At 66.7% G+C, this 25,089-nt stretch carries 7 protein-coding genes; 3 read left to right on the top strand and 4 right to left on the bottom strand.

The features are described 5' to 3' along the window. Positions 1-171: 171 nt before the first annotated feature. From E2H86_RS20800 to E2H86_RS20810, 3 genes are read left to right on the top strand one after another with little or no spacing between them, the layout of a single operon-like run. Positions 172-9,276, top strand: coding sequence for a non-ribosomal peptide synthetase (locus E2H86_RS20800; protein ID WP_165976108.1), 9,105 nt, complete (start codon positions 172-174; stop codon positions 9,274-9,276). Between the two features lie 18 nt (positions 9,277-9,294). Continuing rightward, positions 9,295-17,745 (top strand): non-ribosomal peptide synthetase, encoded by an 8,451-nt coding sequence (locus E2H86_RS20805; protein WP_165976109.1) that lies wholly within the window; start codon positions 9,295-9,297, stop codon positions 17,743-17,745. A gap of 23 nt (positions 17,746-17,768) precedes the next feature. Continuing rightward, positions 17,769-18,725 (top strand): alpha/beta hydrolase, encoded by a 957-nt coding sequence (locus tag E2H86_RS20810; protein WP_133331374.1) that lies wholly within the window; start codon positions 17,769-17,771, stop codon positions 18,723-18,725. 168 nt (positions 18,726-18,893) lie between these two features. On the opposite strand, the gene E2H86_RS20815 is transcribed toward E2H86_RS20810, so the two are convergent. From E2H86_RS20815 to E2H86_RS20830, 4 genes are all read right to left on the bottom strand, one after another. Further along, on the bottom strand, positions 18,894-21,344 hold the full coding sequence (locus tag E2H86_RS20815) for a TonB-dependent siderophore receptor (RefSeq protein WP_230385376.1): 2,451 nt from the start codon (positions 21,342-21,344) through the stop codon (positions 18,894-18,896). Between the two features lie 113 nt (positions 21,345-21,457). Then, a complete protein-coding gene (gene fhuF / locus E2H86_RS20820) occupies positions 21,458-22,216 on the bottom strand; it encodes a siderophore-iron reductase FhuF (protein ID WP_133331256.1) in 759 nt (252 codons plus the stop codon). Then, entirely contained in the window at positions 22,213-24,198 is a 1,986-nt protein-coding gene (gene fhuB, locus E2H86_RS20825) for a Fe(3+)-hydroxamate ABC transporter permease FhuB (protein ID WP_133331258.1), read from the bottom strand. The genes fhuF and fhuB overlap by 4 nt, the downstream gene beginning before the upstream one ends. Further along, positions 24,191-25,087 carry an ABC transporter substrate-binding protein gene (locus tag E2H86_RS20830; protein ID WP_133331260.1) on the bottom strand — a complete coding sequence of 299 codons (897 nt, stop codon included), beginning with the start codon at positions 25,085-25,087 and terminating at the stop codon, positions 24,191-24,193. Before E2H86_RS20830 ends, fhuB begins: the two co-directional genes overlap by 8 nt. Positions 25,088-25,089: the final 2 nt, after the last annotated feature.

Raw genomic sequence — 25,089 nt, forward strand, 5'->3', positions numbered from 1 at the left:
CGATAGACCGCAACACCTGCGCCCTCGGTAACGGCGGAAGCGGCCAGCAACCTAAAGAAAGCCCCCCACCTTTCGTCCTCTGATTAATGAGCCAGGCGGGCCCTGCGCCCGGCCATGGCCCACCCCCAACCCATGCCGGCGCCGCGCACCGGCAGTGATGGAAAGAATCAGATGAGCACACAAGAATCCCAGGATTTCGTTCGGCGCTTCATTGGCCTACCCCCCGAGAAGCAGCGGATCTTCTGGCGCAGCCTGCGCGAGCGGGGCGTGGACTTTGGCCTCTATCCGATCCCTGGGGGGCTGGCCCATGAGGCCCAGGTGCCGCTGTCGTACGCCCAGCGGCGGATGTGGGTGCTGTGGCAATTGCAGCCAGACAGTGGCGCCTACAACATCGCCTCGGCGGTACGCCTGGACGGAGAGCTCGACGTGGCGGCGCTGGAACGTGCGTTTGGCGCGTTGATCGAACGTCACTCGTCACTGCGCACCACCTTCGACCAGGATGATCAGCAGCCTTTCCAGGTGATCCAGGACGCCGGGGAGTTCCAACTGCAGGTGCGTGCCTGCGACGAAAGCCAGTTGCAGACCTCCCTGCAGCAGGAGGCGTTGGCTCCGTTCGACCTGCGTCAGGGGCCGCTGCTGCGTGCGGTGTTGCTGCAGACGGGGGAGCAGCGGCAGGTGCTGAGCCTGTGCATGCACCACATCGTCGCCGATGGCTGGTCGATGAATCTGCTGATCGACGAGTTGGTGGCGCTCTACGGCCAGTTCAGCGGTGGCGCGCCGGCGTCCCTGGCCGAACTGCCGATTGCCTATGCCGACTACGCGCTGTGGCAGAAGAGCCTGCTCGAAGCCGGTGAAGCCGAGCACCAGTTGGCCTACTGGCGGCAGGCGCTGGGGACCGAGCAACCGCCGCTGGAGCTACCGGCCGATCGCTTGCGCCCGGCCGAGCAGAGCCTGCGTGGGGCCAGCCTGGAGTTCAGCTTGCCGCCGGCGCTGTGTCAGGGCCTGCAGGCCCTGGCCCGGCAGCACAACGCTACGCTGTTCATGGTGCTGCTGGCGGCCTTCAAGGTGCTGTTGCACCGCTACAGTGGCCAGGCCGATATCCGCGTGGGGGTGCCGGTCGCCAACCGCAACCGCTTGGAGACCGAGCGCTTGATCGGCTTCTTCGTCAATACCCAGGTGTTGCGCAGCCAGCTCGATGGCCAGGTCAGTTTCACCGGGTTGCTGGCCCAGGTGAGAAACACCGTGCTGCAGGCCCAGGCCCACCAGGACCTGCCCTTCGAGCAACTGCTCGATGGCCTGGAACTGAGTCGCAGCCTGAGCTACAACCCGTTGTTCCAGGTCATGTACAACCACCAGCGGCGTGCGCTCGACCGCCTGCAGGGGTTGGCCGGCCTGGAGGCCCAGGTGCTCAGTGTCGGCGCCCCGGTGGCCAAGTTCGACCTTGGCCTGGACACCGCCGAGGATGCCGACGGCAACCTGTTCGCCACCCTCAGCTATGCCACCGACCTGTTCGACGCACCGCGCATGCAGCGCCTGTGCCGTCACTACCAGACGTTACTGGCCGAGGTCCTGGCCAAGCCAGAGGCGGCCCTGGCCGAGCTGTCACTGGTCGATGAGCAGGAGCTGGCCCGCCAGCGCCTGTTCAACGGCCCGCAGACGCCGGCAGTGCCTTACCAGCCGATCCATCAGCGTATCGCTGAACACGCCCGCCAACGGCCGCAGGCCACGGCCGTGCTCTGCCAGGGCCAGCGCCTGAGCTTCGCCGAGCTCGACCAACGAGCCAATCAACTGGCCTGGCACCTGCGCGGGCTTGGCATTGCCGCCGAAGCCCGCGTCGCGGTCGCCTTGCCACGCTCGCCGCAGATGCTGGTGGCGCTGTTGGCCGTGCTCAAGGCAGGCGCGGCCTACGTCCCGCTGGATGCCAGCTACCCCGCAGAGCGCCTGGCCTACCTGATGGAAGATGCCGGTGTGGCGCTGTTGCTCAGCGATGCCGGGTTGTTGCCCGACCTGCCGGTACCGGCGCATCTGCCGGTGCTGGACTTGGCCCGACTCGAGCTGCAGGGCCAGCCGCTGGACTGTCCAGCAGCGCACTGCGAGCCAGGTCAGCTGGCCTACCTGATCTACACCTCCGGCTCTACCGGCCAGCCCAAGGGCGTGGCCGTGGCACATGGTCCCCTGGCCATGCATTGCGCAGCCATCGGCCAGCGCTATCAGATGAGCGAGCACGACTGCGAACTGCACTTCATGTCGTTCGCCTTCGATGGCGCCCACGAGCGTTGGCTGACCACCCTCAGCCACGGCGGCAGCTTGCTGCTGCGCGACGACAGCCTGTGGACCCCGGAGCAGACCTACGCCGCCTTGCACACGCACCAGGTGAGCGTGGTGGCCTTCCCGCCGGTCTACCTGCAGCAGCTGGCCGAGCATGCCGAGCGCCAGGGCAACCCGCCACCGGTGCGCATCTACTGCTTCGGCGGCGACGCCGTGCCGGAGGCCAGCTTCGAGCTGGTCAAGCGGGTGCTGCGTCCGCAGTTCATCATCAACGGCTATGGCCCGACCGAAACAGTGGTGACGCCGCTGATCTGGAAAGCCGCGCCTGACGAGCAGTGCGGCGCTGCCTATGCCCCCATCGGCAGCCTGATCGGCCAGCGCAGCGCCTGGGTGCTGGATAACGAACTCAATCCGGTGCCGCTGGGCGCGGTGGGCGAGTTGTACCTGGGCGGTGAGGGCCTGGCGCGAGGTTATCACCAGCGCCCAGGCCTGACCGCCGAGCGTTTCGTCGCCGACCCGTTCAGCAAGGGTGGCCGTCTTTACCGCTCCGGCGACCTGGTGCGCCAGCGCGAGGACGGGGTGGTGGAATACATCGGCCGTATCGACCAGCAGGTGAAAGTGCGCGGCTTTCGCATCGAGCTGGGCGAGATCGAGGCACGCCTGCAACAGCACCCTGAGGTCCGTGAAGCGGTGGTGGTCGCCCGTGATGGGGTCGCCGGCAAGCAACTGGTGGGGTATCTGGTACCGCGCACCGAGTCTGCAGAGGAGGCGGCCCTGGCAGTGGCGGTCAAGGCCTGGCTGGGAGAAAGCCTGCCCGACTACATGGTGCCGGCGCACCTGATGCTGTTGGCCAGCCTGCCGCTGACGCCCAACGGCAAGCTCGACCGCAAGGCGCTGCCGGCCCCGGACCTGAGCCGGTTGCAGGATGCTTTCGTGGCGCCGCAGGGGCCGGTGGAGCCGGTGCTGGCCGACATCTGGCAGCGTTTGCTGGGCGTCGAGCAGGTCGGTCGCGATGACAACTTCTTCCAGCTCGGTGGCGATTCGATCGTCGCCATCCAGGTGGTCAGCCGCGCCCGTCAGGCAGGGCTGCAATTGAGCCCCAAGGACCTGTTCCAGCAGCAGACCCTGGCGGCCCTGGCCGCCGTCGCCCGCCGCGACCGGCTCGCGGTGGTGGATCAAGCACCGACCCATGGCGAGTTGCTGCCCACACCGATCCAGCACTGGTTCTTCGACCTGCAATTGGCCAATGCCGACCATTGGAACCAATCGCTGTTGCTGACGCCCCGCCAGCCGTTGGCGGCGGACACGCTAGGCGTGGCCCTGCAGGCCGTGCTCGCCCAGCACGATGGGCTGCGCCTGGCTTTCAGTGGTCGCCAGGGACGCTTCCTGCCCCTGGCCGAGTTGCCAGACCCCCTGTGGCTGCGTTCGTTGGCCGATGCCCAGGGTTTGCAGGCCCTGTGCAGCGAAGCCCAGGCCAGCCTCGACCTGGCCAGCGGTGCCCTGCTGCGTGCGCTGTTGGTGCAACTGCCCAACGCTGAGCAGCGACTGTTGCTGGTGGTGCATCACCTGGTCATCGATGGGGTGTCCTGGCGCATCCTGCTTGAAGACCTCGACAGCGCCTGGCGCCAGGCGGTCGAGGGGCAGGTGCCGCGTTTGCCGGCGCGGACCACGTCGTTGCAGCGTTGGTCGCAGCAGTTGCAGAACTACGCGCGCAGCCCGGCCCTGCAGGCCGAACTGGGCTTCTGGCAGGCACAACTGGCCGGTGCCAGTACGACGTTGCCCGAAGATGGCCAGCCGGGCAGCACGCCACAGCTTCAGGCCACCCGCCTGCGCAGCGTGCTGGACCGCCAGCGCACGCGTCAGTTGGTGCAACTGGCGCCCGCCAGTTACCGCACGCAGATCAATGACCTGCTGCTCACCGCCCTGGCCCGGGTGCTGGTGCGCTGGACCGGTCAGCCGACAGCATTGGTGCAGCTCGAGGGCCACGGCCGCGAGCAGGCGGTGGTCGGCGATGCCGATCTGAGCCGTACCCTGGGTTGGTTCACCAGCGTGTTTCCGCTACAGCTGACGCCGCGCAGCGAGCTGGCCGAGTCGATCAAGGCGATCAAGGAACAGCTGCGCGCGGTGCCCAACAAAGGCCTGGGCTATGGCGTACTGCGTTACCTCAGCGATGCCGGCGCCGCCCTTCAGGCCTTGCCGCAGCCGCGCATCACCTTCAACTACCTGGGCCAGTTCGACGCCAACTTCGCTGCCGATGCCGCCTGGCTGCCGGCCAACGAAGCGCGCGGCAGCGACGTCGATGCCCTGGCGCCACTGACCTCTGACCTGGGTATCGATGGCCAGGTGTACGACGGCTGCCTGAGCCTGACCTGGACCTTCAGTGACCAACGATTCCGCGTCGAGACAATCCAGGCCCTGGCCGATGCTTTCACTGCTGAACTGGTGGAGCTGATCGAGCACTGCCTGTGCGTCGGCGAGGCCGGCGTCACGCCATCGGACTTCACCCAGCGTGATCTTGAGCAGCAGGAGCTCGATGCACTGGCCGTGCCGGTGGCCGAGATCGAAGACATCTACCCGTTGACCGCCTTGCAGCAAGGCATGTTGTTCCACTGCCTGTATACGCCGCACAGCGCCGCCTATGTGAATCAGATGCGCGTGGATGTCGACGGCCTCGATGTGGAGGCTTTCGCCGCAGCCTGGCAAGCCGTGCTCGACCGTCACCCGGTGTTGCGCGCCGGTTTCCACTGGGAGGGCATGGCGCGACCGCTGCAGGTTATCCACAAGCAGGCACGCCTGCCCCTGAGCCTGAAGGACTACCGTGCACGCACCGACCTGGACGACGCCCTGGCACATCTGGCCGGTGCCGACCAGGCCGCCGGTTTCGTGCTGAACCAGGCGCCATTGCTGCGCCTGACCCTGGTGCAGGTGAGCGCCCACCGCCACCACCTGATCTTCACCAGCCATCATTTGCTGCTCGATGGCTGGAGCAATTCGCAACTGCTCGGCGAGGTGCTGCAGCACTACGCCGGACAGACACCGGCCAGCGCCGCCGGCAGCTATCGCGACTACCTGCACTGGCTGCAGCAGCGCGACCCAGCGCTCAGCCAGGATTTCTGGCTGCAGCGCCTGGCCTTGCTCGACGAGCCCACCCGCTTGGCCGCGACCTTGGGCAGGGGCGGTGAGGGCGAGGGTCATGGCGAGCACCAACTGCAACTCGATGGGCAACACAGCCAGCAGTTGGCGGCGTTCGCCCGGCAGCACAAGACCACCCTGAACACCTTGGTGCAGGCAGCCTGGGCCTTGCTCCTGCAGCGCTTCAGTGGGCAGTCGGGGGTGGCTTTCGGCACGACCGTTTCGGGCCGTCCGGCGCACCTGGCAGGCATCGAGCAGCAGTTGGGTCTGTTCATCAACACGCTACCGATGGTATTGGCGCCGCAGCCGCAACTCACCGTCCTGCAATGGCTGCACGCCGTACAGGAGGCCGGCCTGGCCCTGCGGGAACATGAGCACGTAGCGCTGGTCGATGTGCAGCGCTGGGCCGGGCAGTCTGGCGAGGCGCTGTTCGATACCCTGCTGGTGTTCGAGAACTACCCGATCAGCGAAGCGTTGCAGGCAGGAGCGCCACAGGGCTTGAGCTTTGGCCCGGTGCAGGCGCAGGAGCAGACCAATTACCCGCTGACGGTGCTGGTGACCGCTGGCGAATGCCTGGCAGTGCAGTTCAAATACCAGCACCAGGCGTTCAGCCAGGAGGCGGTCGAGCGGCTGGGCAGCTATCTGCGTCAATTGCTGCTGGGCTTCATGGCCCAGCCCCAGGGCTGTCTTGCCGGCATCGACGGCTTCGATGATGACGAGGGTGAGGCCTTGTTGGCGATTGGCCGGAGTTCGGCTGACCTGCACGTCCCGCCGCTCGGTCTGGCCCAGTGGGTAGAGGCCCAGGTGCGACGCCGTCCCGGCGCGTTGGCGCTGATTGCCGGCGAGCAGCACCTGAGCTACGAGCAGCTCAACCAGCAGGCCAACCGCTTGGCCCACAAGCTGCGTGAAATGGGCGTGCAGCCTGGAGTGCTGGTCGGGGTGGCGCTGCAGCGCACGGCCTGGCTGCCGGTCGCTGTGCTGGCAGTGCTCAAGGCCGGTGGCGCGTACGTGCCGATCGACCCGGACTACCCCCGTGAGCGCCAGGCCTACATGCTCGAGGACAGCGACGCCGGCCTGCTGATCACCGAGCAGGCGCTGCAGGGCAGACTGCCTGTGGTCAGCGCTGTGCAGCAACTGTGCGTCGACAGCGCATGGGGCGATTATCCCGCCTGTGACCTGCCAGCCCTCGCCCAGCCCGAAGACCTGGCCTACGTGATCTACACCTCAGGCTCCACCGGCCAGCCCAAGGGCGTGGCCATCGAGCAGCGCAACGCCAGTGCGCTGATCAGCTGGGCGCAGCGCGTGTACAGCCCGGAGCAGCTGCAGGGCGTACTGGCCAGTACCTCGGTGTGCTTCGATCTGTCGGTGTGGGAGCTGTTCGTGACCCTGGCCAGCGGGGGCTACCTGGTGCTGGCTGACAATGCCCTGGCCCTGCCGACGCTGGCCGCACGCGACCAGGTGCGGTTGATCAACACGGTGCCCTCGGCGATCGCTGCGTTGCTGCGTGCCGGGGAGGTTCCGCCGAGTGTGCGCATCGTCAACCTGGCGGGCGAGGCCCTGCAGCAGAGCCTGGTCGACGAATTGTACGCCCTGGGCCACATCGAGCAGGTGTTCGACCTCTACGGCCCTTCCGAAGACACCACCTATTCCACCTTCTGCCGCCGCCAGGCCGGTGGCCGTGCCAGTATCGGTCGCACGCTGCCCGGCACGGTCAGCTATATCCTCGATCCGACCGGAGTTCCGGTGCCTGCCGGCGTAGTTGGCGAACTGTACCTGGCTGGCGCCGGCCTGGCCCGTGGCTATCTGGGCAAGCCGGGGATGACCGCCGAGAAGTTCGTCGCCGATCCGTTCGGTGCGCCAGGCCAACGCATGTACCGCACGGGTGACCTGGTGCGGTACAACGCCCAGGGCGACCTGGAGTACGTCGGGCGCATCGACCACCAGGTGAAGATCCGCGGCCTGCGTATCGAGCTGGGCGAAATCGAAGCCGGCCTGCTCGCCTTCCCAGGTGTCAGCGCTGCGTTGGTCCAAGCCCAGTCGTTCGCCTCCAGCCAGCAGTTGGTGGCCTATGTGGCCACCGGTGCGGAGCAGGTCTCGGTCGACAGCCTCAAGGCGCACCTACGCCAGTGCTTGCCGGCCTACATGGTGCCGACCCATTTCATGCTGTTGCCCGAGCTGCCGTTGACGCCCAATGGCAAGGTCGACCGCAAGGCATTGCCGGCGATCGAGCGCGACAGCCAGGACGCGGCGCCGGTCGCGGCGGGCAATGACGTGGAGGCGAGCCTGTTGCAGATCTGGCGGGCGGTGCTGGGTGAAACCGAAATCGGCATGCATGACAACTTCTTCGAGTTGGGCGGCGATTCGATCATCTCCATCCAGGTGGTGGGCCGTGCCCGCCAGCTGGGGTTGCGCCTGTCGCCCAAGGACCTGTTCGAACACCCGACCCTGCATGCCCTGGCGCGAGTGGTGCGCGTCGATCAAGGCGAAACCTGCCCCCAGGGGTCGGTGACCGGAGAGCAGCCGCTGACGCCGATCCAGCGCAGCTTCTTCGAGCGTCAGCTGGCCCGTCCCGGACACTGGAACCAGGCCGTGCTCCTGCACCTGCGTGAGCCCCTGGCGTTGTCGGTGCTGGAATCGGCGCTGGCGGCGCTGCAGGATCAGCATGACGTGCTACGCCTGGTGTTCGAGGGTGGCGTCGGCTACTACCGCGAGGCTGCCGGCGGGCCGCTGGCGTGGCATCGCCAAGCTGCCGATGGCGATGAGCTGCAACGCCTGTGCGATGCCGCGCAGGCCAGTCTCGACCTGGGCCGTGGGCCGATCTGGCGCGCCATGCTGGTGGACATGGCTGACGGCAGCCAGCGGCTGCTGCTGGTTATCCACCACCTGGTGGTCGACGGGGTCTCGTGGCGCATTCTGCTCGAAGACCTGCACGGTCTCTGCCAGCAGATCGCCGCCGGCCAGGCGCCGCGCTTGCCGGCCAAGACCTGGGCATTCCAGCGCTGGGCCGAGCGCCTGCAGGCCTATGCCGGGAGTGCCGAGGTGAAGGCCGAGCTGGGCTACTGGCAACAGCAACTGCAGGGCGCCGAGCGGCCGCTGCCGGGGGCCGACACCCAGGGCAGCCAGGCCAGTGAACATGCGTGCAGCGTGGTTACCCGGCTGGACGCCGAATGCACCCGACAATTGCTGCAGCAGGCCCCGGCGGCCTACCGCAGTCAGGTCAACGACCTGCTGCTCAGTGCCCTGGCCCGGGTACTGTGTGCCTGGACCGGGCAGGACTCTGCCCAGGTGCTGCTCGAAGGCCACGGCCGCGAGGAGCTGTTCGACGATGTCGACCTGTCGCGCACCCTGGGTTGGTTCACCAGTGCCTATCCGCAACGGCTGACCCCTGCCGCCGACATGGCGAGCACCATCAAGACCATCAAGGAGCAATTGCGCGCCGCGCCAGCCAAAGGCATCGGCTTCGGTGTGCTGCGCTACCTGGGCGATGCCGACAGCCGCCAGGCCTTGGCGGCCCTCGGCGAGCCACGCATCACCTTCAACTACCTCGGCCAGTTGGACAGCAGCCTCGACGCCCAAGGCCTGTTCGCCCCGGCCCGGGAAAGCAGCGGCGCCAGCCAGGCCCCCGATACGCCGCTGGGCAACTGGCTGAGCCTCAATGGTCAGGTGATGGACGGCGAACTGGCCGTGCACTGGAGTTTCAGCGACCAGGTGTTCGAGCCGGCGGCGATCCAGGCCTTGGCCGAGCGTTACGGCGATGAACTGCGGGCGCTGGTGGCCCACTGCCTGGGCAGTGAGGCCGGTGCCCTGACCCCTTCGGACGTGGTGGGCGTAGCGCTCAGCCAGGACGCCCTCGATGAATTGCTCAGCGACTTCTAACGCCTTATGGAAATCCCTATGACCTCCAGCAACCCCCGCCAGAAAGCCAATATCCAGGTGGTCGCACCGATCACGTCGGTGCAGAAGGGCATCCTCGCCTATTCGCTCAAGTGCGGCACCCAGGACCCGTATCACTACCAGCAGGTGTTCAGCCTGCGCGGCGACCTGCAGATCGCCGCGTTTCGGCAGGCGTTGCAGCATACCGTCGACCGCCACCAGGCCCTGCGCGCCGATTACCGCTGGGAAGAAGTGGATGTGCCGGTGCAGATCATCTTCAAGCAATTCCCGGTGGCCTTGCCGACCCTTGACTGGAGTGCCTGCAGCCGCGACGAACAGTGGGCGCGGCTGCGCCAGTTGCTGGCCGACAAACGCGCTGCCGGCTATGCATTCCGCCAGGCGGCCGACCTGTCGTTCAACCTGGTGCGGGTGAGCCCCGACGAGCACTGGTTGGTGTGGAGCTATCACCACATCAACCTCGATGGCTGGGGGCTGGGCGTGGCGCTGCGCGACACCCTGCTCGCCTACCGCCGGCTGGCCGCCGGCGAGGTGCTGGCCGCCCAGGGCGGCACCGACTACGTCAACTACCTGAGCTGGTTGCAGGCACGCCACGACAGCACCCGTACCGAGGCCTACTGGCGCAGCGTGTTCCCCGAGGCCGTGGGCCTGACGCCATTGCCGCACCAGGCGGCCAATCCGGCCCAGGCCGGGCGCTATGGCGAGCGCGGTTTTGACCTGGACGTGGCGGCCACGGCCAGACTGCAGACGCTGTGCCGTCAGGCCGGGGTGACCCTGAATACCGTGGTGCAAGGGGCCTGGGCGTTGTTGCTGGGCCGCTACGCCGGTCAGGATGAGGTGATCTTCGGCACCACGCTGTCCGGGCGCTCCCCTGAGCACGACGGGGTGGAGAACATCGTCGGGCTGTTCATCAACACCCTGCCGGCGCGCATCGCCGTGGTCGACGAGCAACCGTTGGGGCAGTGGCTCAAGGGCATTCAGGCCCAGGCTCTGCAGACCCGCGAGCACGAGCACAGCGCGTTGCAGGACATTCTCAAGCTGACCGGCAACGACGCCGGACGCGGACTGTTCGAGAGCATCCTGGTGTTCGAGAACTTCCCCCTGGCCGAAGCCGTACCGCCCCGCGAGCACGAACTGAGCGTCAACCTGTTGCCCTCGCTGGAGCGCGGGGAGGGCGGTTCGGGCACGGCTGGGCGCTCCAACTATCCATTGAGCCTGATGGTCGAACCGGGCAACCGGCTAGGGTTGCTGCTGGCCTGGCACCGTGAGCATTTCAGCGACGAGGCGGCCGGGCAGATCATCGCTCAGCTCACCCATGTGCTGCAGGCCATGGGCCGCGGTGCCGAGCAACACGTGGGTGATCTGCGTCTGCTGGCGCCGGAGCAAGCCAGCAGCGAAACGCAGGCCCTGGAGCCAGGCACGCCGCTGCAGGCTTTCGCCGCAGCCGTGGCGCGCAACCCACAGGCCTTGGCGATCGCCGATGACAGCGAGGCGCTGACCTACGCGCAACTGGACCATGCCAGCGAGCGTGTCGCGGCCTGGTTGGAGGCCCAGCGCTGGCCGCTGGCGACACCTGTGGCGCTGCAGTTGCAGCGCGGCTGCGACTGGGTGGTGGCCTTGCTCGGCGTGCTCAAGGCCGGACTCAGCTATGTGCCGCTGGAGCCCTCGACTCCTGCCGATCGCCTGGCCCGGGTCCTGACGCAAAGCGGCGCGGCGCTGCTGATCGGACCCCAGGCCGACGCCGTCGGCGACGGTTCGACGACTCTGCGCCGGGAGGCCATCGCCACCCTGCGCGCCTGCCAGGACGCCCGTCAGCCGCGTCCGGTGGCACCGGGCAGCACCGCCTACCTGATCTATACCTCTGGTTCTACGGGGGCGCCCAAAGGCGTCGAGGTCAGCCATGCGGCGTTGCATCAGTATGTGCAGGGCCTGTTGCAGCGTGTGCAGATTCCGCCCGAGGCGAGCATGGCCATGGTGTCCACCGTGGCCGCCGATCTGGGCCACACCGTATTGTTCGGCGCGCTGTGCAGTGGTCGGGCACTGCACCTGTTCAGTGACCGGCAGGTGCGCGACCCCGATGCGTTCGCCCAGTCCATGGCCGAGCGCCAGGTGGGCGTGTTGAAGATCGTGCCGAGCCATCTACGCGGTCTGTTGCAGGCGACCCGGGCAGCCGACGTGTTGCCGGCCCATGCCCTGATACTCGGTGGCGAGGCCTGTGACTGGCCGCTGCTGGAGCAAGTACGGGCACTGAAGCCTGCCTGCCGGTTGTACAACCACTATGGGCCCAGCGAGACCACGGTGGGCGTGCTGGCCACCGAGGTGCAGCCGCAAGTGCCCCACGGCGTCCGGGTGCCGCTTGGCACGCCACTGGGGCAGGTGCGTGTGCATGTGCTGGACGCCGACCTGAACCCCTTGCCTGCCGGAGCCATTGGCGAGCTGTACGTGGCCGGTCCGACCCTGGCCACGGCTTATCACCAGGCCCCAGGGCTGACCGCCGAACGCTTCCTGGCCAATCCCTTCGCCAGCGGCGAGCGCATTTACCGCACGGGTGATCGGGTACGCCGCTGCCTGGACGGTTCCCTGGAGTTCTTCGGGCGGATCGACGAGCAGATCAAGCTGCGCGGCTACCGTATCGAGCTGGGCGAAATCGCTGCCACCTTGAAGGGTCTGGACGGCGTTCAGGATGCCGTCGCCGTGCTCGATGACAGCGGTCAGGCCGCCCAACTGCTGGGCTACCTGGTGCTGAGCGAGGGCGCTGACCTGGATCAGGTACGCGCACGGGCCGGCGAATGCCTGCCTGAATATATGCTGCCCTCGCGGTGGATGACCCTGACGACCATGCCGGTGACGGCCAACGGCAAGCTCGACCGCAAGGCGCTGCCGGCCATCGAGGAACTGCGCAGCAGCAAAGTGGCGCCGCGCAGCGCTGAAGAGCAGTTGCTGGCAGAGGTCTGGGCCGATGTGCTCAAGCTGCCGGAAGTGGGCATCAACGAGAACTTCTTCGAACTGGGCGGGGACTCCATTCTCAGTCTGCAGATCATCGCCCGGGCACGGCGTCGTGGGCTGAAGCTGAGCTCGCGGCAGATCTTCGAAATGCAGACCATCGAGCAATTGGCCGCCAGCGTCGTCAGCGCCACGTCTGAACCTGCCGCGGCTGGCAAGCCTGCACCCCAGGGGCGTGTCGGCTTGCTGCCGATTGCCCGACGCTTCTTCGAGCGCCAGGTGCCGCAAGCCCATCATTGGAACCAGTCGCTGCTACTGTCCGCCCGCCAGCCACTGGACGCCGAGCGCCTGGCTCAGGCCCTGGAAGCGTTGCTGCGCCATCACGATGCGCTGCGTCTGCGTTTCAGCCAGCAGCAGGGCCAGTGGCAAGGCGAGTTCGCCGCCGTGCCTGCCGGCAGCAGTTTGCTCTGGCAGCGCCAGGCCGCCGACAGCGAAGCTCTGCGCGCCCACTGCGAACAGGCCCAGCGCAGCCTCGATCTGGCGCAAGGGCCGCTGCTACGCGCGTTGCTGGTGGACATGGCCGACGGCACTCAGCGTTTGCTGCTGGTGATCCATCACCTGGTGGTGGACGGTGTGTCGTGGCGTGTACTGCTCGAAGACCTGCAAGCGCTCTATGAAGGTGGCCCGGGCCACTTACTGCCGGCATCCACAGCGTCTTTGCCGCAGTGGCTGCAGTGCCTGGAACGGCACGCCGGCTCGTCGACGCTGCAGGCGCAGCTGCCGTTCTGGCTGGCGCAAGGTACCGAGGCGGCGGGATCGTTGCCATGCCAGGTTCCGGCCCGGGAGCCGAGCAACGCCAGCGCCCGCAGCATCGCCGTGCGCCTGGACGGCGAGCGCACCGCGCAATTGCTCAAGCAGGCCCCGACCGCCTACCGCACCCAGATCAACGACCTGCTGCTGACCGCCCTGGCCCGTACCTTGTGCCGCTGGAGCGCCAGCCGCGCGTGCCTGATCCAGCTGGAAGGTCATGGCCGCGAGCCGCTGGACGACGCCCTCGACCTGAGTCGCAGCGTGGGTTGGTTCACCAGCCTGTATCCGCTGCAACTGACACCGGTCGAGGGCCTGGGCGACTCGATCAAGGCCATCAAGGAGCAGTTGCGCGCCGTGCCGGAAAAAGGCCTGGGCTACGGGGTACTGCGCTACCTGGGCAGTGCCGAACAGGCCGAGCGTTTGGCCGAGCTGCCGACGCCGCGGGTGACCTTCAACTACCTGGGCCAGTTCGACGGCAGCTTCAGCGACGATGGCCTGCTGACACCGGCCAACGAAGGCACCGGTGCCAACCAGAGCGCCGAAGCGCCGATCAGCAATTGGTTGACCATCAACGGCCAGGTGCATGAAGGCCAGTTGACCCTCAACTGGATCTACAGCGCCGAGCTGTTCGATGCGGCGACCCTGCAGGGTGTGGCCGACGACTACCTGGCCGAGTTGCAGGCGATCATCGAGCATTGCTGCTCGGACGCTGCCGGTGGCTTGACGCCCAGCGATGTCGCCCTGGCACGCCTGGACCAGGCCCAGCTCGACCAATTGGGCCTGACGCCGCGCGCGGTAGAAGACATTTACCCACTCGCACCGATGCAGCAGGGGTTGCTTTTCCATTCGGTCAATGCGCCGTCCTCCGGTTTGTATGTCAATCAAGTCAACGTCCGGGTGCACGGCCTGCAGGTGCCGCGCTTGCGCGATGCCTGGGCTCAGGTGATCGACCGTCATGCCATCCTGCGTACCGGATTCCTCTGGCGCGACGACCTGCGTGAGCCGCTGCAAGTGGTGCGACAGCAGGTGGCCGTGCCCGTCAGCGAATTGGACTGGCGTGACCTCGACGCCGATGTGCAACAGGCCCGGCTGCAGGCGCTGGGGCTCGAGGAGCGGGCCCGGGGTTTCGACCTGGAGCAGGCGCCGTTGCTGAGGATCTTGCTGGTCAGAGTGGCCGAGGATACCCACCACCTGATCTGGACCAACCACCACATCCTCCTGGACGGCTGGAGCAGCGCGCGCTTGATCAGCGAAATGATGCAGGCCTACCTGGGCGAGCCGCTGCCGGCCGTGGCCGGTCGCTACCGCGACTACCTGGGCTGGCTGGCGCGCCAGGACCAGGCTCGCAGCGAGGTATTCTGGCGCGAACGCCTGCAGGCCCTGGAGGCGCCGACCTTGCTGGCCGAGAGCCTGCCTTGCGATGCATCGGCCAGCGGTCACGGGGTGACCTATACCCGCCTGGATGCCAACGCCACCCAGCGCTTGCAGGCGTTCGCCCAGGCCCAGCGGGTCACGCTCAACACTGTGGTGCAGGCCGCGTGGATCCTGTTGCTGCAGGCCTACACCGGGCAAACCACCCTGGCCTTCGGCGCCACGGTGTCCGGACGCCCGGCGGCACTGCCTGGCTCCGAGGAAATGCTCGGCCTGTTCATCAACACCTTGCCGGTGATCCAGACGCCGCGCAGCGAGCAACCGCTAGGCGAATGGCTGCGTGAGCTGCAGGCCTACAACCTGGCCCTACGCGAGCACGAGCACACGCCGCTGTCGCAGTTGCAGCGTTGGGCGGGACAGGGCGGCCAGGCGTTGTTCGACAGCATCATCGTGTTCGAGAACTACCCGGTGGACCGGGCGTTCCAGTCCCGCACCGAGCACGGTCTGCGCTTCGAGAAACCGAGCAAGGTCGATGTCACCCACTTCGCCATGGACCTGGCGGTGAGCGTCGGCAGCACCTTGGAAATCGAGTACCTGTACCTGCGCGACAAGTTCGAAAGCGACCACGCCGAGCGCCTGCGTGGCCACATGGAACATCTGCTGCAGGCCGTCAGCGAGGATGCCCATCGACCCTTGGGGCAGTTGGCGCTGGTGCCGATGCCGGCACCCCGGACGCGGCAGGTCGCTGCCGAGCACCTGCCGCTGCACCAGTGCATCGCCGAGCAGGCGATGCGCCAGCCGGACAGCGTGGCATTGCTGTGCCAGGACCGGCAGTTGACCTTCGCCGAACTGGATGCCCAAGCCAGTCGCTTGGCGGCCCATCTGCACAGCCTGGGCCTGCCTGGCCACAGTCATATCGGCCTGGCCCTGCCTCGCTCGGAACAGATGATCGTGGCCATGCTGGCAGTGCTCAAAGCCGGCCATGTCTATGTGCCGTTGGACACCAGCTACCCGCGTGAACGCCTGCAGTATCTGGTGGAAGATGCCGCCATCGGCGTGCTGCTGAGCCATAGCGCATTGGCCACCAAGGTGCCGGCACCAGCCTCGGGACAGGTGTTGTTGCTGGACCAACTCGACCTTTGCGCGGTGCCCACCGACAGTCTTTCGGCGCAGGTGCAGGTCGATGACCTCGCCTACCTGATCTACACCTCCGGTTCCACCGGCCAGCCCAAAGGCGTTGCCGTTGCCCATGGAGCCCTGGCCGCACACTGCGCAGCCATTGGCCAGCGCTACGAGATGAGCCCTGCCGACCGCGAGCTGCTGTTCATGTCATTCGCCTTCGACGGTGCCCAGGAGCGCTGGCTGACCGCGTTGAGCCACGGCGCCAGCCTGGTGATCCGCGATGATGAGTTGTGGACCGCCGAGCGCACCTATCAGGCCCTGCACGAGTACCAGGTGACGGTGGCGGCATTCCCGCCGGTGTACCTCCAGCAATTGACCGAGGAGGCTGAGCGCGACGGCAACCCACCGCCGATGCGGATCTACTGCTTCGGCGGTGAGGCGGTGCCCCAGGCCAGTTTCGAGCGGGCCAAGGCGGCCTTGCGCCCGCAATACATCATCAACGGTTACGGCCCCACCGAAACGGTGATTACACCTCTGCTGTGGAAGGCGTCGTCCGACACTTCTTGTGAGGCCAGCTATGCGCCGATCGGCACTGCCGTGGGCGAGCGGGAGCTGCACGTTCTGGACGCCCGCTTGAATCCAGTGCCGGTGGGCGTCGCAGGCGAGCTGTACATCGGCGGCACGCTGGCGCGCGGCTACCATCAGCGGCCCGGCCTGACCGCCGAGCGCTTCGTCGCCGACCCGTTCAGCGTCGGCGGACGGCTGTACCGCACGGGCGACCTGGTGCGCGAGCGCGCCGATGGGGTCATCGACTACCTTGGGCGAATCGACCACCAGGTGAAGATCCGTGGGTTCCGCATCGAGCTGGGTGAAATCGAAGCCTGCCTGCGCCTGCAACCTGGGGTACGCGAGGCGGTGGTGGTGGCGGCTGAAGCCGTCAGCGGCCAGCAACTGATCGCCTATGTGGTACTGACGCCAGATCAGGCTCCGCAGCAGGCGGCGTTGGATGCGCTACGCCAGCAGTTGCAGGCGAGCTTGCCCGACTACATGGTGCCGAGCCAGTGGTGTGCATTGACGCAGCTACCGCTGATGCCCAACGGCAAGCTCGACCGTCAGGCCTTGCCGGCGCCCAGCACGGTCGGCCAACGTCCGTTCCGGGCGCCGCAGACGGCTCTGGAGCAGGCCTTGGCCGAGATCTGGCAACAGGTCCTGCAGGTCGAGCGGGTTGGCTTGGACGACAATTTCTTCGAGCTCGGTGGTGATTCGATCCTCAGCCTGCAACTGGTGGCCCGCTGCCGGGCGCTCAAGGCTCAGGGATTCAGCCTGAAGCTGCGCGAACTGATGCAGAAACCGAGCATCGCCCAACTGCTACCGCGGGATGCCGCGGCGAGCAGTCCCGAACTGCTGCTGAGCATGAACACTGCCGGACCGGATGCTCCGCTGCTGTTCTGCGTGCATGCCGGGTTCGGCACGGTGTTCGACTACGAGCCGTTGGCGCGGCGTCTGGATGGCCAATGTCAGGTCTATGGCATCCAGTCGCGGATGCTGCTCGATCCGCAGTGGCAGGACGCATCGCTGCAACAGATGGCCAGTGACTACGTGCACGCCGTGCGCGCCCGCCAACCACAGGGGCCATACCAGCTGTTGGGCTGGTCGCTGGGGGCGACGCTGGCAACGCTGATGGCGGCCGAACTGGAGCGCATGGGTCAGCAGGTCAGCGTGCTTGCCCTAGTCGACGGATACGTACCCAATCCACACGGGCCAGCGCTAGAGGATGACTGGCGGCTTGATCTGCAGGCGTTCCTTGGGCTGATGGCCGAGGGGCGCAGCCTGCCCCCGGTGGCAGCGAGCGAGGAAGACCGCGAAGCGGTTTCGAGCTATGTACAGGCGTTTCTTGCCGAGGGCGCAGACCCGCAGAGCTTCGCTGCCCGTCTGGGCAGCGAGGAATTGACCCAGGTGTTCTGCGTGGCCCGTCGCCTCAGACAACTGTCACGGCAATTGCCGGCTTGTCCGACAGTGCAGGCCCAGCCGCTGTGCTGGTGGATCGGCCAGCGCGAAGCCGACGCTCGGCGTCTGGCTGCCCAGTTAGGACAACAGCCGTTCACCCAGGCGACCCTGGAGGGCGGGCATTTCGAGGTGATGCACAGTTCGGTCTTGCTCGATGCCCTGCAGGGGCTGTTGAGCGAGTCGCTGGAGCGCGCCCGGTGAAACCTTCGATGAGAGAACGTGGTATGGCGTTGAACCCGGAAATCGCAGCATTCCTGGAGCTGGCCCAAGCGGGCCGGTCCCAGGGCAAAGTACAGGCCATGGCTGACCTCAGCCCGGAGCAGGCGCGCAGCGAGTTCGAACTGACCTCGCAGCGTCTCGACCTGGGACCGGAGCCTGTGCACAGGGTGCAGGCCTTGACCATTCCCGGCCCCGGCGGGCCGCTGGCAGCGCGGCTGTATCGCGACGTGGTGGATGATGCTGCACTGCCGGTCCTGTTGTATTTCCACGGCGGCGGCTATGTGGTTGGCAGTCTCGACTCCCACGATTCGCTGTGCCGCGCCCTGGCCCAGCAGGCGCGTTGTGCGGTGCTGGCGGTGGCCTACCGGCTGGCCCCGGAACAGCGCTTCCCAGGGGCCTGCGAGGATGCCCTGCAGGCGTTGCAGTGGTTGCTGGGCAACGCCGCTGAGCTGGCTCTGGACCCGTCGCGTGTGGCCCTCGGAGGCGACAGTGTCGGCGGCAGCCTGGCCACGGTGCTGGCCAACCAGCTGGCGGCCAACCCGGACCTGGCTGACGTGCAACCGCTCTTGCAAGTGCTGATCTACCCGGTGACCGACGCCACCGACCAAGGCGACTCGATGCAGCGGTTCGCCGAGGGTTATTTGCTCGAGGCGCGTACCCTGGAATGGTTCTATCAGCATTATCAGCGCCAGCCCGAGGACCGGCTGGACCCGCGCTTCTCACCGTTGCTCGGTGCCGTGCCCGGCACTGCCGCTCCGATGCTGATGCTGGTGGGCGATCACGATCCGCTCTACGACCAGGCCCTGGCTTATGCCGACAAGGCGCGTTCGAGCGGGGTCCGGGTGCGCTGCGAAGTGTACGAGGGCATGACCCACGACTTCGTGCGCATGGGTGCGTTGGTGGATGAGGCTGAGCAGGCCCAGGCGCTGATCGCCGAGGTTTTGTTGGAGGTGTTTGGCTGAGGGGTGTTCGCTTAGGTGGTGCGGGGTTGCGCAGATCGAGCGCCGCCCGCGCGGCGCTCGATCCGCGCAACCCATAGCCCTCAAGCCATGCCGAGCCTCTCCCACGAAGAACCCCAAAAAAAGCTCCGTGCGGCGTCTGCCGTCACGGAGCTTTTTTTCAGCGTTGGTTCACCACTTGTAGGTCAGGCTGCCGATGACCGTGCGGCGGTTGCCGTAGAACACGGTTTCTTCATAGAAACCGGGGGTGAAGTAGCGCTTGTCGAACAGGTTGCTCGCACTCAGGTCCACGGAAACCCCTTTCAGGTCGTCGGTCAAATGGCCTAGGTCGTAGCGCACGCTGGCGTCGGTGAGGGTGTAGTGAGGGACCTTGACGGTGTTCTTGGCGTTGTAGGAGGAGCCGACATAACGCTGCCCGACGCCCATGCCCAAACCTTCCAGCGGGCCGCCTTGCACGGTGTAGTCGAGCCACAGCGAGGCGGTGTCCTTGGGCACCGAAATCGGTACGTTGCCTTTGAGGCTGTACGCGTTGGCACCGGTGCCCACCGGGTTGGCCTTGGTCACTTCGGCATCGGTGTAGGCATACGAGGCGATCAGGTCGAGGCCGCGGGTCAACTCGGCCTTGCCTTCGAGCTCGACACCACGGGAACGCTGCTCGCCGGTCTGTACCTGGAAGCTGGGGTTGGTCGGGTCGGTGGTGGTGACGTTCTTCTGGGTCAGGTCATACACCGACAAGGTGATGAAGCTGTTGTAGCCTGGCGGCTCGTACTTGATACCCACTTCGTACTGTTCGCCCTCGGTGGGCTTGAAGTAGCTGCCGTCCTGGGCCACGCCCGATGTCGGCTGGAACGAGGTGCTGTAGCTGGCGTAGGGGGTGATGCCGTTGTCGAACAGGTAGGCCAGGCCCACGCGGCCGGTGAACTTGTGGTCTTTCTGTACGCTGCGGACATCGTACAGGTAGCTGTATTCGCGGCCTTCAACCCAGTCCTTGCGCCCGCCCAGGGTCAGGCGCCAGTTGTCGAGGCTGAGGATGTCCTGGAAATACACGCCCTTCTGCGAGACGACGCTCTTGCCATCGGTCTGCAGCGTGCTGCTCCAGGTCGGGCTGGCATTGTAGACCGGGTCGAAGATGTCGACAGTCTGGTTGGAGGTGACGCCACGGCGTGATTCGCGGCCCGAGTAATGGCCGTAGTCCAGGCCGACCAGTACATCGTGACCGATGGCGCCGGTCTCGAAGTGGCCGCCCAGGTTGTTGTCGAGCAGGAAGGTATCGGTTTTCTTCGGCCGCTTCTGGTAGCCGAAGGTATAGGTACGTCCGTCGCTGCCGAGTTGGCCGCTGTTGCGGGCACCGTTGCTGATGTAGTCGACGTCGACCTTCATGTAGCGGGCGTTCTGGGTGAACTTCCAGTCGTCGTTCAGTTGGCGCTCGAAGATGTAGCCGAGGGAGGTGTTCTCGACCTCGTACTTGCTCACGTGCGGGTCGCCCAGGTAGGTGCTCGACGGAATGTGGCCGTACGGTGTATTGGTCAATGTGCCGTTCACCGGAAAGCTCTGTTCGGCGCCGCCCTTGCGGGTTTTCAGGTAACTGGCCAGGACGGTGAAACTGGTGTCATCGTCAGGCTTCCAGGTCAGCGCCGGAGCGACGTAGGTGCGGTCGTCCGGCGAATGGTCGACCTGGGTGCCGCTGTCGCGCTTGAGTGCCACCAGGCGATAGGTGAACTTGCCTTCGTCGTCGAGCCGGCCACCGAGGTCGATGGCGCCTTGCTTGCGGTCGAAGCTGCCGCCCTGGATCTGGATTTCATGGATGGGTTCGTCGGTGGGGCGCTTGCTGGTCAGGTTGACCATGCCGCCAGGGGCCATCTGACCATACAGCACCGAGGCCGGGCCTTTGATCACGTCGAGACGTTCCAGACCGTAGGTTTCGAAGTCGGTGTCGTATTGGTTGAAGCCGCTGCGCAGGCCGTCCTTGTAGATACCGAACAGGTTGAACGAGCGAAAGCCGCGCAGGTAGATGTCCGGCGCTCCCTGGCCACCGGCGTAATCGACGGCGCGGATACCGGGGGTGTAGGCCACCGCGGAGTTGAAGTCCTGCACGCCGCGCTTGTCCATCTCGTCGCGGGTGATGACCGAAATCGACTGCGGCACTTCGCTGATGGCGGTGTTGGTCTTGGTGCCTACCGCCGAGCGCGTGGCGACCACGCCTTCCATGGGTGCGGTGACGCTCTGTACGCCGACGCTGTTGATGTTGGTGTTGGGCAGGGTCAGGGCGTTGTCGTCGGTGCGGTACAGATTGACCACGCCATCGCTGACCGAGTAGCGCACGCCGGTGCCGTCGAGCAGCCGCTGCAAGGCCACGGTCGGTTCCATTTCACCCTGCACGGCCGGAGCGCGCAGCCCGTTGACCAGGTCGCTCTGGTAGAGGATCTGCAGCCCACTCTGCTGACCCAGGGCCACCAGCGCGTTGCCCAGTGGTTGCGACGGGATGTTCACCGCCACGGGGGCTGCATGGGCCTGTGTGCACAGCATTGCCAGGGTGAAGGCGCCAGCGGCCAGAGGCTGCCAGCGCCGGCGCAGCAACATTGAGAGCAGAGTCGGTTGCGAGGGAGAAGGACTGCGAATCATGTGTCTTTGCCTAGGGTGTGAGAGTGAGATGTGTTTGTTATTAGTAATGAGACGCAAATCACGCAATAAACCGGAAACTTTTATCGCTGCGCGTGGCTAAGCCCTAAACCCTCTCAGCCGGCACGGGCTGTACGGGGTGGTCGGCAAGTCAGTGGGCAGTCGGCGCAGTAAGGCAGATCGGGCAGTTGGTAACGCAGGCAGCACACCTTGCGTCGGGGCTGGCCATCGGCAGTTTCGAACTGGTAGGCGCTGTGCAGCGGATTGGCCCGGCCATCGGGCAGTTCGCGGGCGCTGAACAGTGCCCGGACTTCCAGCGCTCGTCTGGGCGCCAGCCATTGCTGCTGCACCAGCAGGTTCATGGCCCAGGCCAGGTAGGCTGCGACGTTGCCCCACAAGGCCCGCGCCGATACCTTGCCGAAGCGCGCCACATGTTCGACGAACGGCGTGAGGTTGTCGTGAAACAGTTGGCACAGTTGCTGGGTAGCTTGGTCGGGGTGGTCCATGACCTGCCCTGGGTCGGGCAGTACGATCAGGATCGGTGTGCCGCGTTCGTTGACGTCGATGCCCAGGTCTTCCAAGGCGATCGGCAAGCGCAGTTCCAGGCTCAGGGTGGCTGCCAGCAACGGCGGGAACAACGCTTCGAAGTAACCCTTGCTCCACAGCGAGATCACCGCACGGCGGTCACAGCCTGGAAAGCGTTGGCTGTAGCAGGCCAACAGCTCGGTCAGGGTCGCGCTTTCCAGCAGTTGGCTGGCGCGCAGGCGGCTGCGCGCGGGGTCGAGGCTCAAGCGCTGGAGGGCCGGCACACGGCTGTCCATGGCCAGCGTCTGCAGGCGCTCGGCGGCACTGGGGGGCAGGGGCGGGCGGTTCATGCCTTGCGCATCAGCCAGATGAAGTACGGGCAGCCGATGCAGGTGGCGAATAGCCCGGCCGGAATCTGGAACGGATAGATCAGGTTACGCCCCAACCAGTCGGCGAGCACCATGATCAGCCCACCGACCAGCATCGCCCCCAGTGCCTGTTGGGGGGCACCACGCAACCCCAGCAGGCGGGCGATGTGCGGGGCCATCAGGCCGACGAAGCTCAAGGGGCCGATGATCAACGTGGCGGCGGCGCTGAGCAAGGCCACCATCACCAGCACGCAGGCGCGTGCCCAGCCGATGTCGACCCCCAGTGCCAAGGCGGTGGGCGTGCCCAGGGGCAACAGCTCGAGCCAGCGCAACAGCAGCGGTGTAAGGCAGGCCAGCAGCACGGCGCAAAGCACCGCCAGGCCGGCCTCGTGGGCGCTGACCTGGTAAGTGGAGCCGGACATCCAGGCGAGCAGCCCGCCAACCCGTGGATCGCCGCTGGACAGCAGCACCGTGACCAACACGCTGAAGGCGGTAGTGATGGCGATGCCACTGAGCAGCACGCGCTCCGGAATGAACTGCGAGCGGGCGTTGAGGATGAACAGCACGGCCATCATCAATAGCGCCCCACCCGTGCCGGCCAGCAGTTGCAGGCCGCGGTCGGGGCTGGCCAGCATAAAGCTCAGGGCGATCACCGCGACGGCGGCGCCCTCACTGATACCCAGTACCTCCGGGCTGGCCATGGGGTTGCCGGTGAGGCGCTGGATGAACAGCCCCGCCAGCGCCAGCATCACCCCGGCTGCCAATGCTGCGAACACCCGGGGGGCGCGCAGGGGCAACAAGGTCTGCCACTGGTCACTGGCGGTCCAGTGCCAGCCATCGGGGCCTTGGCCTACCAGCAAGGCCACGCCGAGCAGCGCGATCAGTGCCAGGGCACCGATGCTCAGCCACAACCGAGGGCGTTGCAGTGGGCGCTGCAGTGCTGGCCGCGCCACGCTGAGCTGGCGGGCGGCTCGCAGTTGCGGCAGCAGCCAGATCAACAGCGGTGCCCCGAGCAGGGCGGTGGCGATGCCGGTGGGGATTTCCCGGTAGCCCATGGGGTAGCGCAACACCAGTTGATCGGTGAGCCAGAGCAGCAGCGCGCCGATCAGCGGAGCCCAGAACAGTCGCGAGCGCAGGCGCCGGGCGCCCAGCAGGCGCGCGAGGGTGGGCGCGGCCAGGCCAACGAAGGCGATGACGCCCACGGCAGCGACGGTGACCGCGCTCAGCAGCACCGCCAGCATTACCGCCAGCACCCGCACGCGTCCGGCGTTCAGGCCCAGGCTGCGGGCGCCGTTGTCGTCCAGGCCGAGCAAGGCCAGGGGACGTGCCAGCAGGGCCAGCGCGAAGGTGGCGAACAGTACGTAGGGCAGCATGAAACGCACGCTGGTCCAGTCCAACTGGCCCAGCGAACCACTGCCCCAGATGAACAGGCCCATCAGGTAGTCGTGGTTGAACAAGGCCATGGCGGCGCTGAAAGCGCCGAAGCACAAGCTGATCACCAGCCCGGCGAGGATCAGCGCTACGGGTGAGAACGCCTGACGGGCGGCCAGGCCGATGACCAGCGCTGCCGCCACCAGGCCGCCGACCAGGGCCGGCCATTCCCGCCCCCATTCCAGCAAACCGGGGGCGAACAGCGTGCACAGCACCAGGGCCAGGTGCGCGCCGGAGGTGATGCCCAAGGTGCCTGGTTCAGCCAACGGGTTGCGCAGTGCCTGTTGCAGTACCGTACCGGCCAGCGCCAGGGCATAGCCGCAGAGCCAGGCAGTGACGATGCGTGGCAGTACGCTGTAATGCAGGATCAATTGACGCATGTCCTGGCTGTCGGGGTTGAGGATCGCCTGCAACCACAGTGCCCCCGGTAGCTGTTTGCCGAAGCTGGCCAGGGTCAGGCCGGTGGCGACCAGTGCGACCAGCACCAGCGGCCAGAACAGCTGGCGCGGTTGCGCGAGGGGCGTGTCATGCATGCTGCGTCTCCGGCAGGTGTTCGAGCAACAGGCGGGTGAATTCGGCGGCGGCGGGCAAGCCACCGAAGAACAGCACCTCCGGGAGCTTGGCCAGGCGTTGCTCACGGACAAAGCCAAGGCGGTTCCAGATCGGGTTGTCGGGCAGGCTGTCCTGCAACCCGGCAGCGCTGTTGAAGTAGAGCAGGGCGGCATCGGGAGTGGCGGCCAACTGCTCCAGGCCGATGGTGGCGTAGCCCCACTGGTTGGTGGCGCCTTCCCAGGCGTTGCGTACCCCCACCTGCTCGAGCACGTCGTGGAACAGGCTGTGGCGGCCAAACACCATGGCCCGGCGGTTGTCCACCAGGCTGATCAGGTACAGCGGGCGGTCGCCTAGCCCATGCAGAACGTCGCGGGCCTGCTGCAACTGTTGCTGAAGGCTCTCGATGCAGGCTTCGGCCTGGGCCTCGCGCGCTACCGCACGGGCGATCTGCCGGGTGGTGTCGGCGGCCTGACGCAGCGGTTGGCCCTGCTCACTGACGAACGAATAGGCCTCTACCGGCGCAATCGCCTGCAAGCGATCGCGCAGGGTGCCCTGGTGACTGTTGATGAGGATCCGGTCGGGGGCGAGCTGGGCCAGCAGTTCCAGGTTCGGTTCCTGGCGCAAGCCCAGCTCCAGGACGCCGGCAGGGATGGCGGGAACGCGCACGAGGTGGCGGTAGCGTTCGATCTCCGCAGTTGCCAGCAGCGGCGCGTCCAGCGCCAGCAGGGTCTGGGCGATGCTCCAGTCCAGCGTCACCAGGCGTGGCGCCTGGGCCAGGGCCGGCAGGCAGGGCGCCAGGGCCAACCCGGCCAGACCGAGCAGGCAGCGGCGGCGGCTGATGCCTGGCGCTGGTGTGGAGGGTGTTGGCATGA

Source organism: Pseudomonas putida (genome assembly GCF_004357765.1).
GTDB classification, from domain to species: Bacteria; Pseudomonadota; Gammaproteobacteria; order Pseudomonadales; family Pseudomonadaceae; genus Aquipseudomonas; species Aquipseudomonas putida_U.

Coding starts and splice junctions, on each gene's coding strand:
- E2H86_RS20830 (WP_133331260.1), bottom strand. CDS start 25,087: ATGCCAACACCCTCCACACCAGCGCCAGGCATCAGCCGCCGCCGCTGC.
- E2H86_RS20800 (WP_165976108.1), top strand. CDS start 172: ATGAGCACACAAGAATCCCAGGATTTCGTTCGGCGCTTCATTGGCCTA.
- fhuB (WP_133331258.1), bottom strand. CDS start 24,198: ATGCATGACACGCCCCTCGCGCAACCGCGCCAGCTGTTCTGGCCGCTG.
- E2H86_RS20815 (WP_230385376.1), bottom strand. CDS start 21,344: ATGATTCGCAGTCCTTCTCCCTCGCAACCGACTCTGCTCTCAATGTTG.
- fhuF (WP_133331256.1), bottom strand. CDS start 22,216: ATGAACCGCCCGCCCCTGCCCCCCAGTGCCGCCGAGCGCCTGCAGACG.
- E2H86_RS20805 (WP_165976109.1), top strand. CDS start 9,295: ATGACCTCCAGCAACCCCCGCCAGAAAGCCAATATCCAGGTGGTCGCA.
- E2H86_RS20810 (WP_133331374.1), top strand. CDS start 17,769: ATGGCGTTGAACCCGGAAATCGCAGCATTCCTGGAGCTGGCCCAAGCG.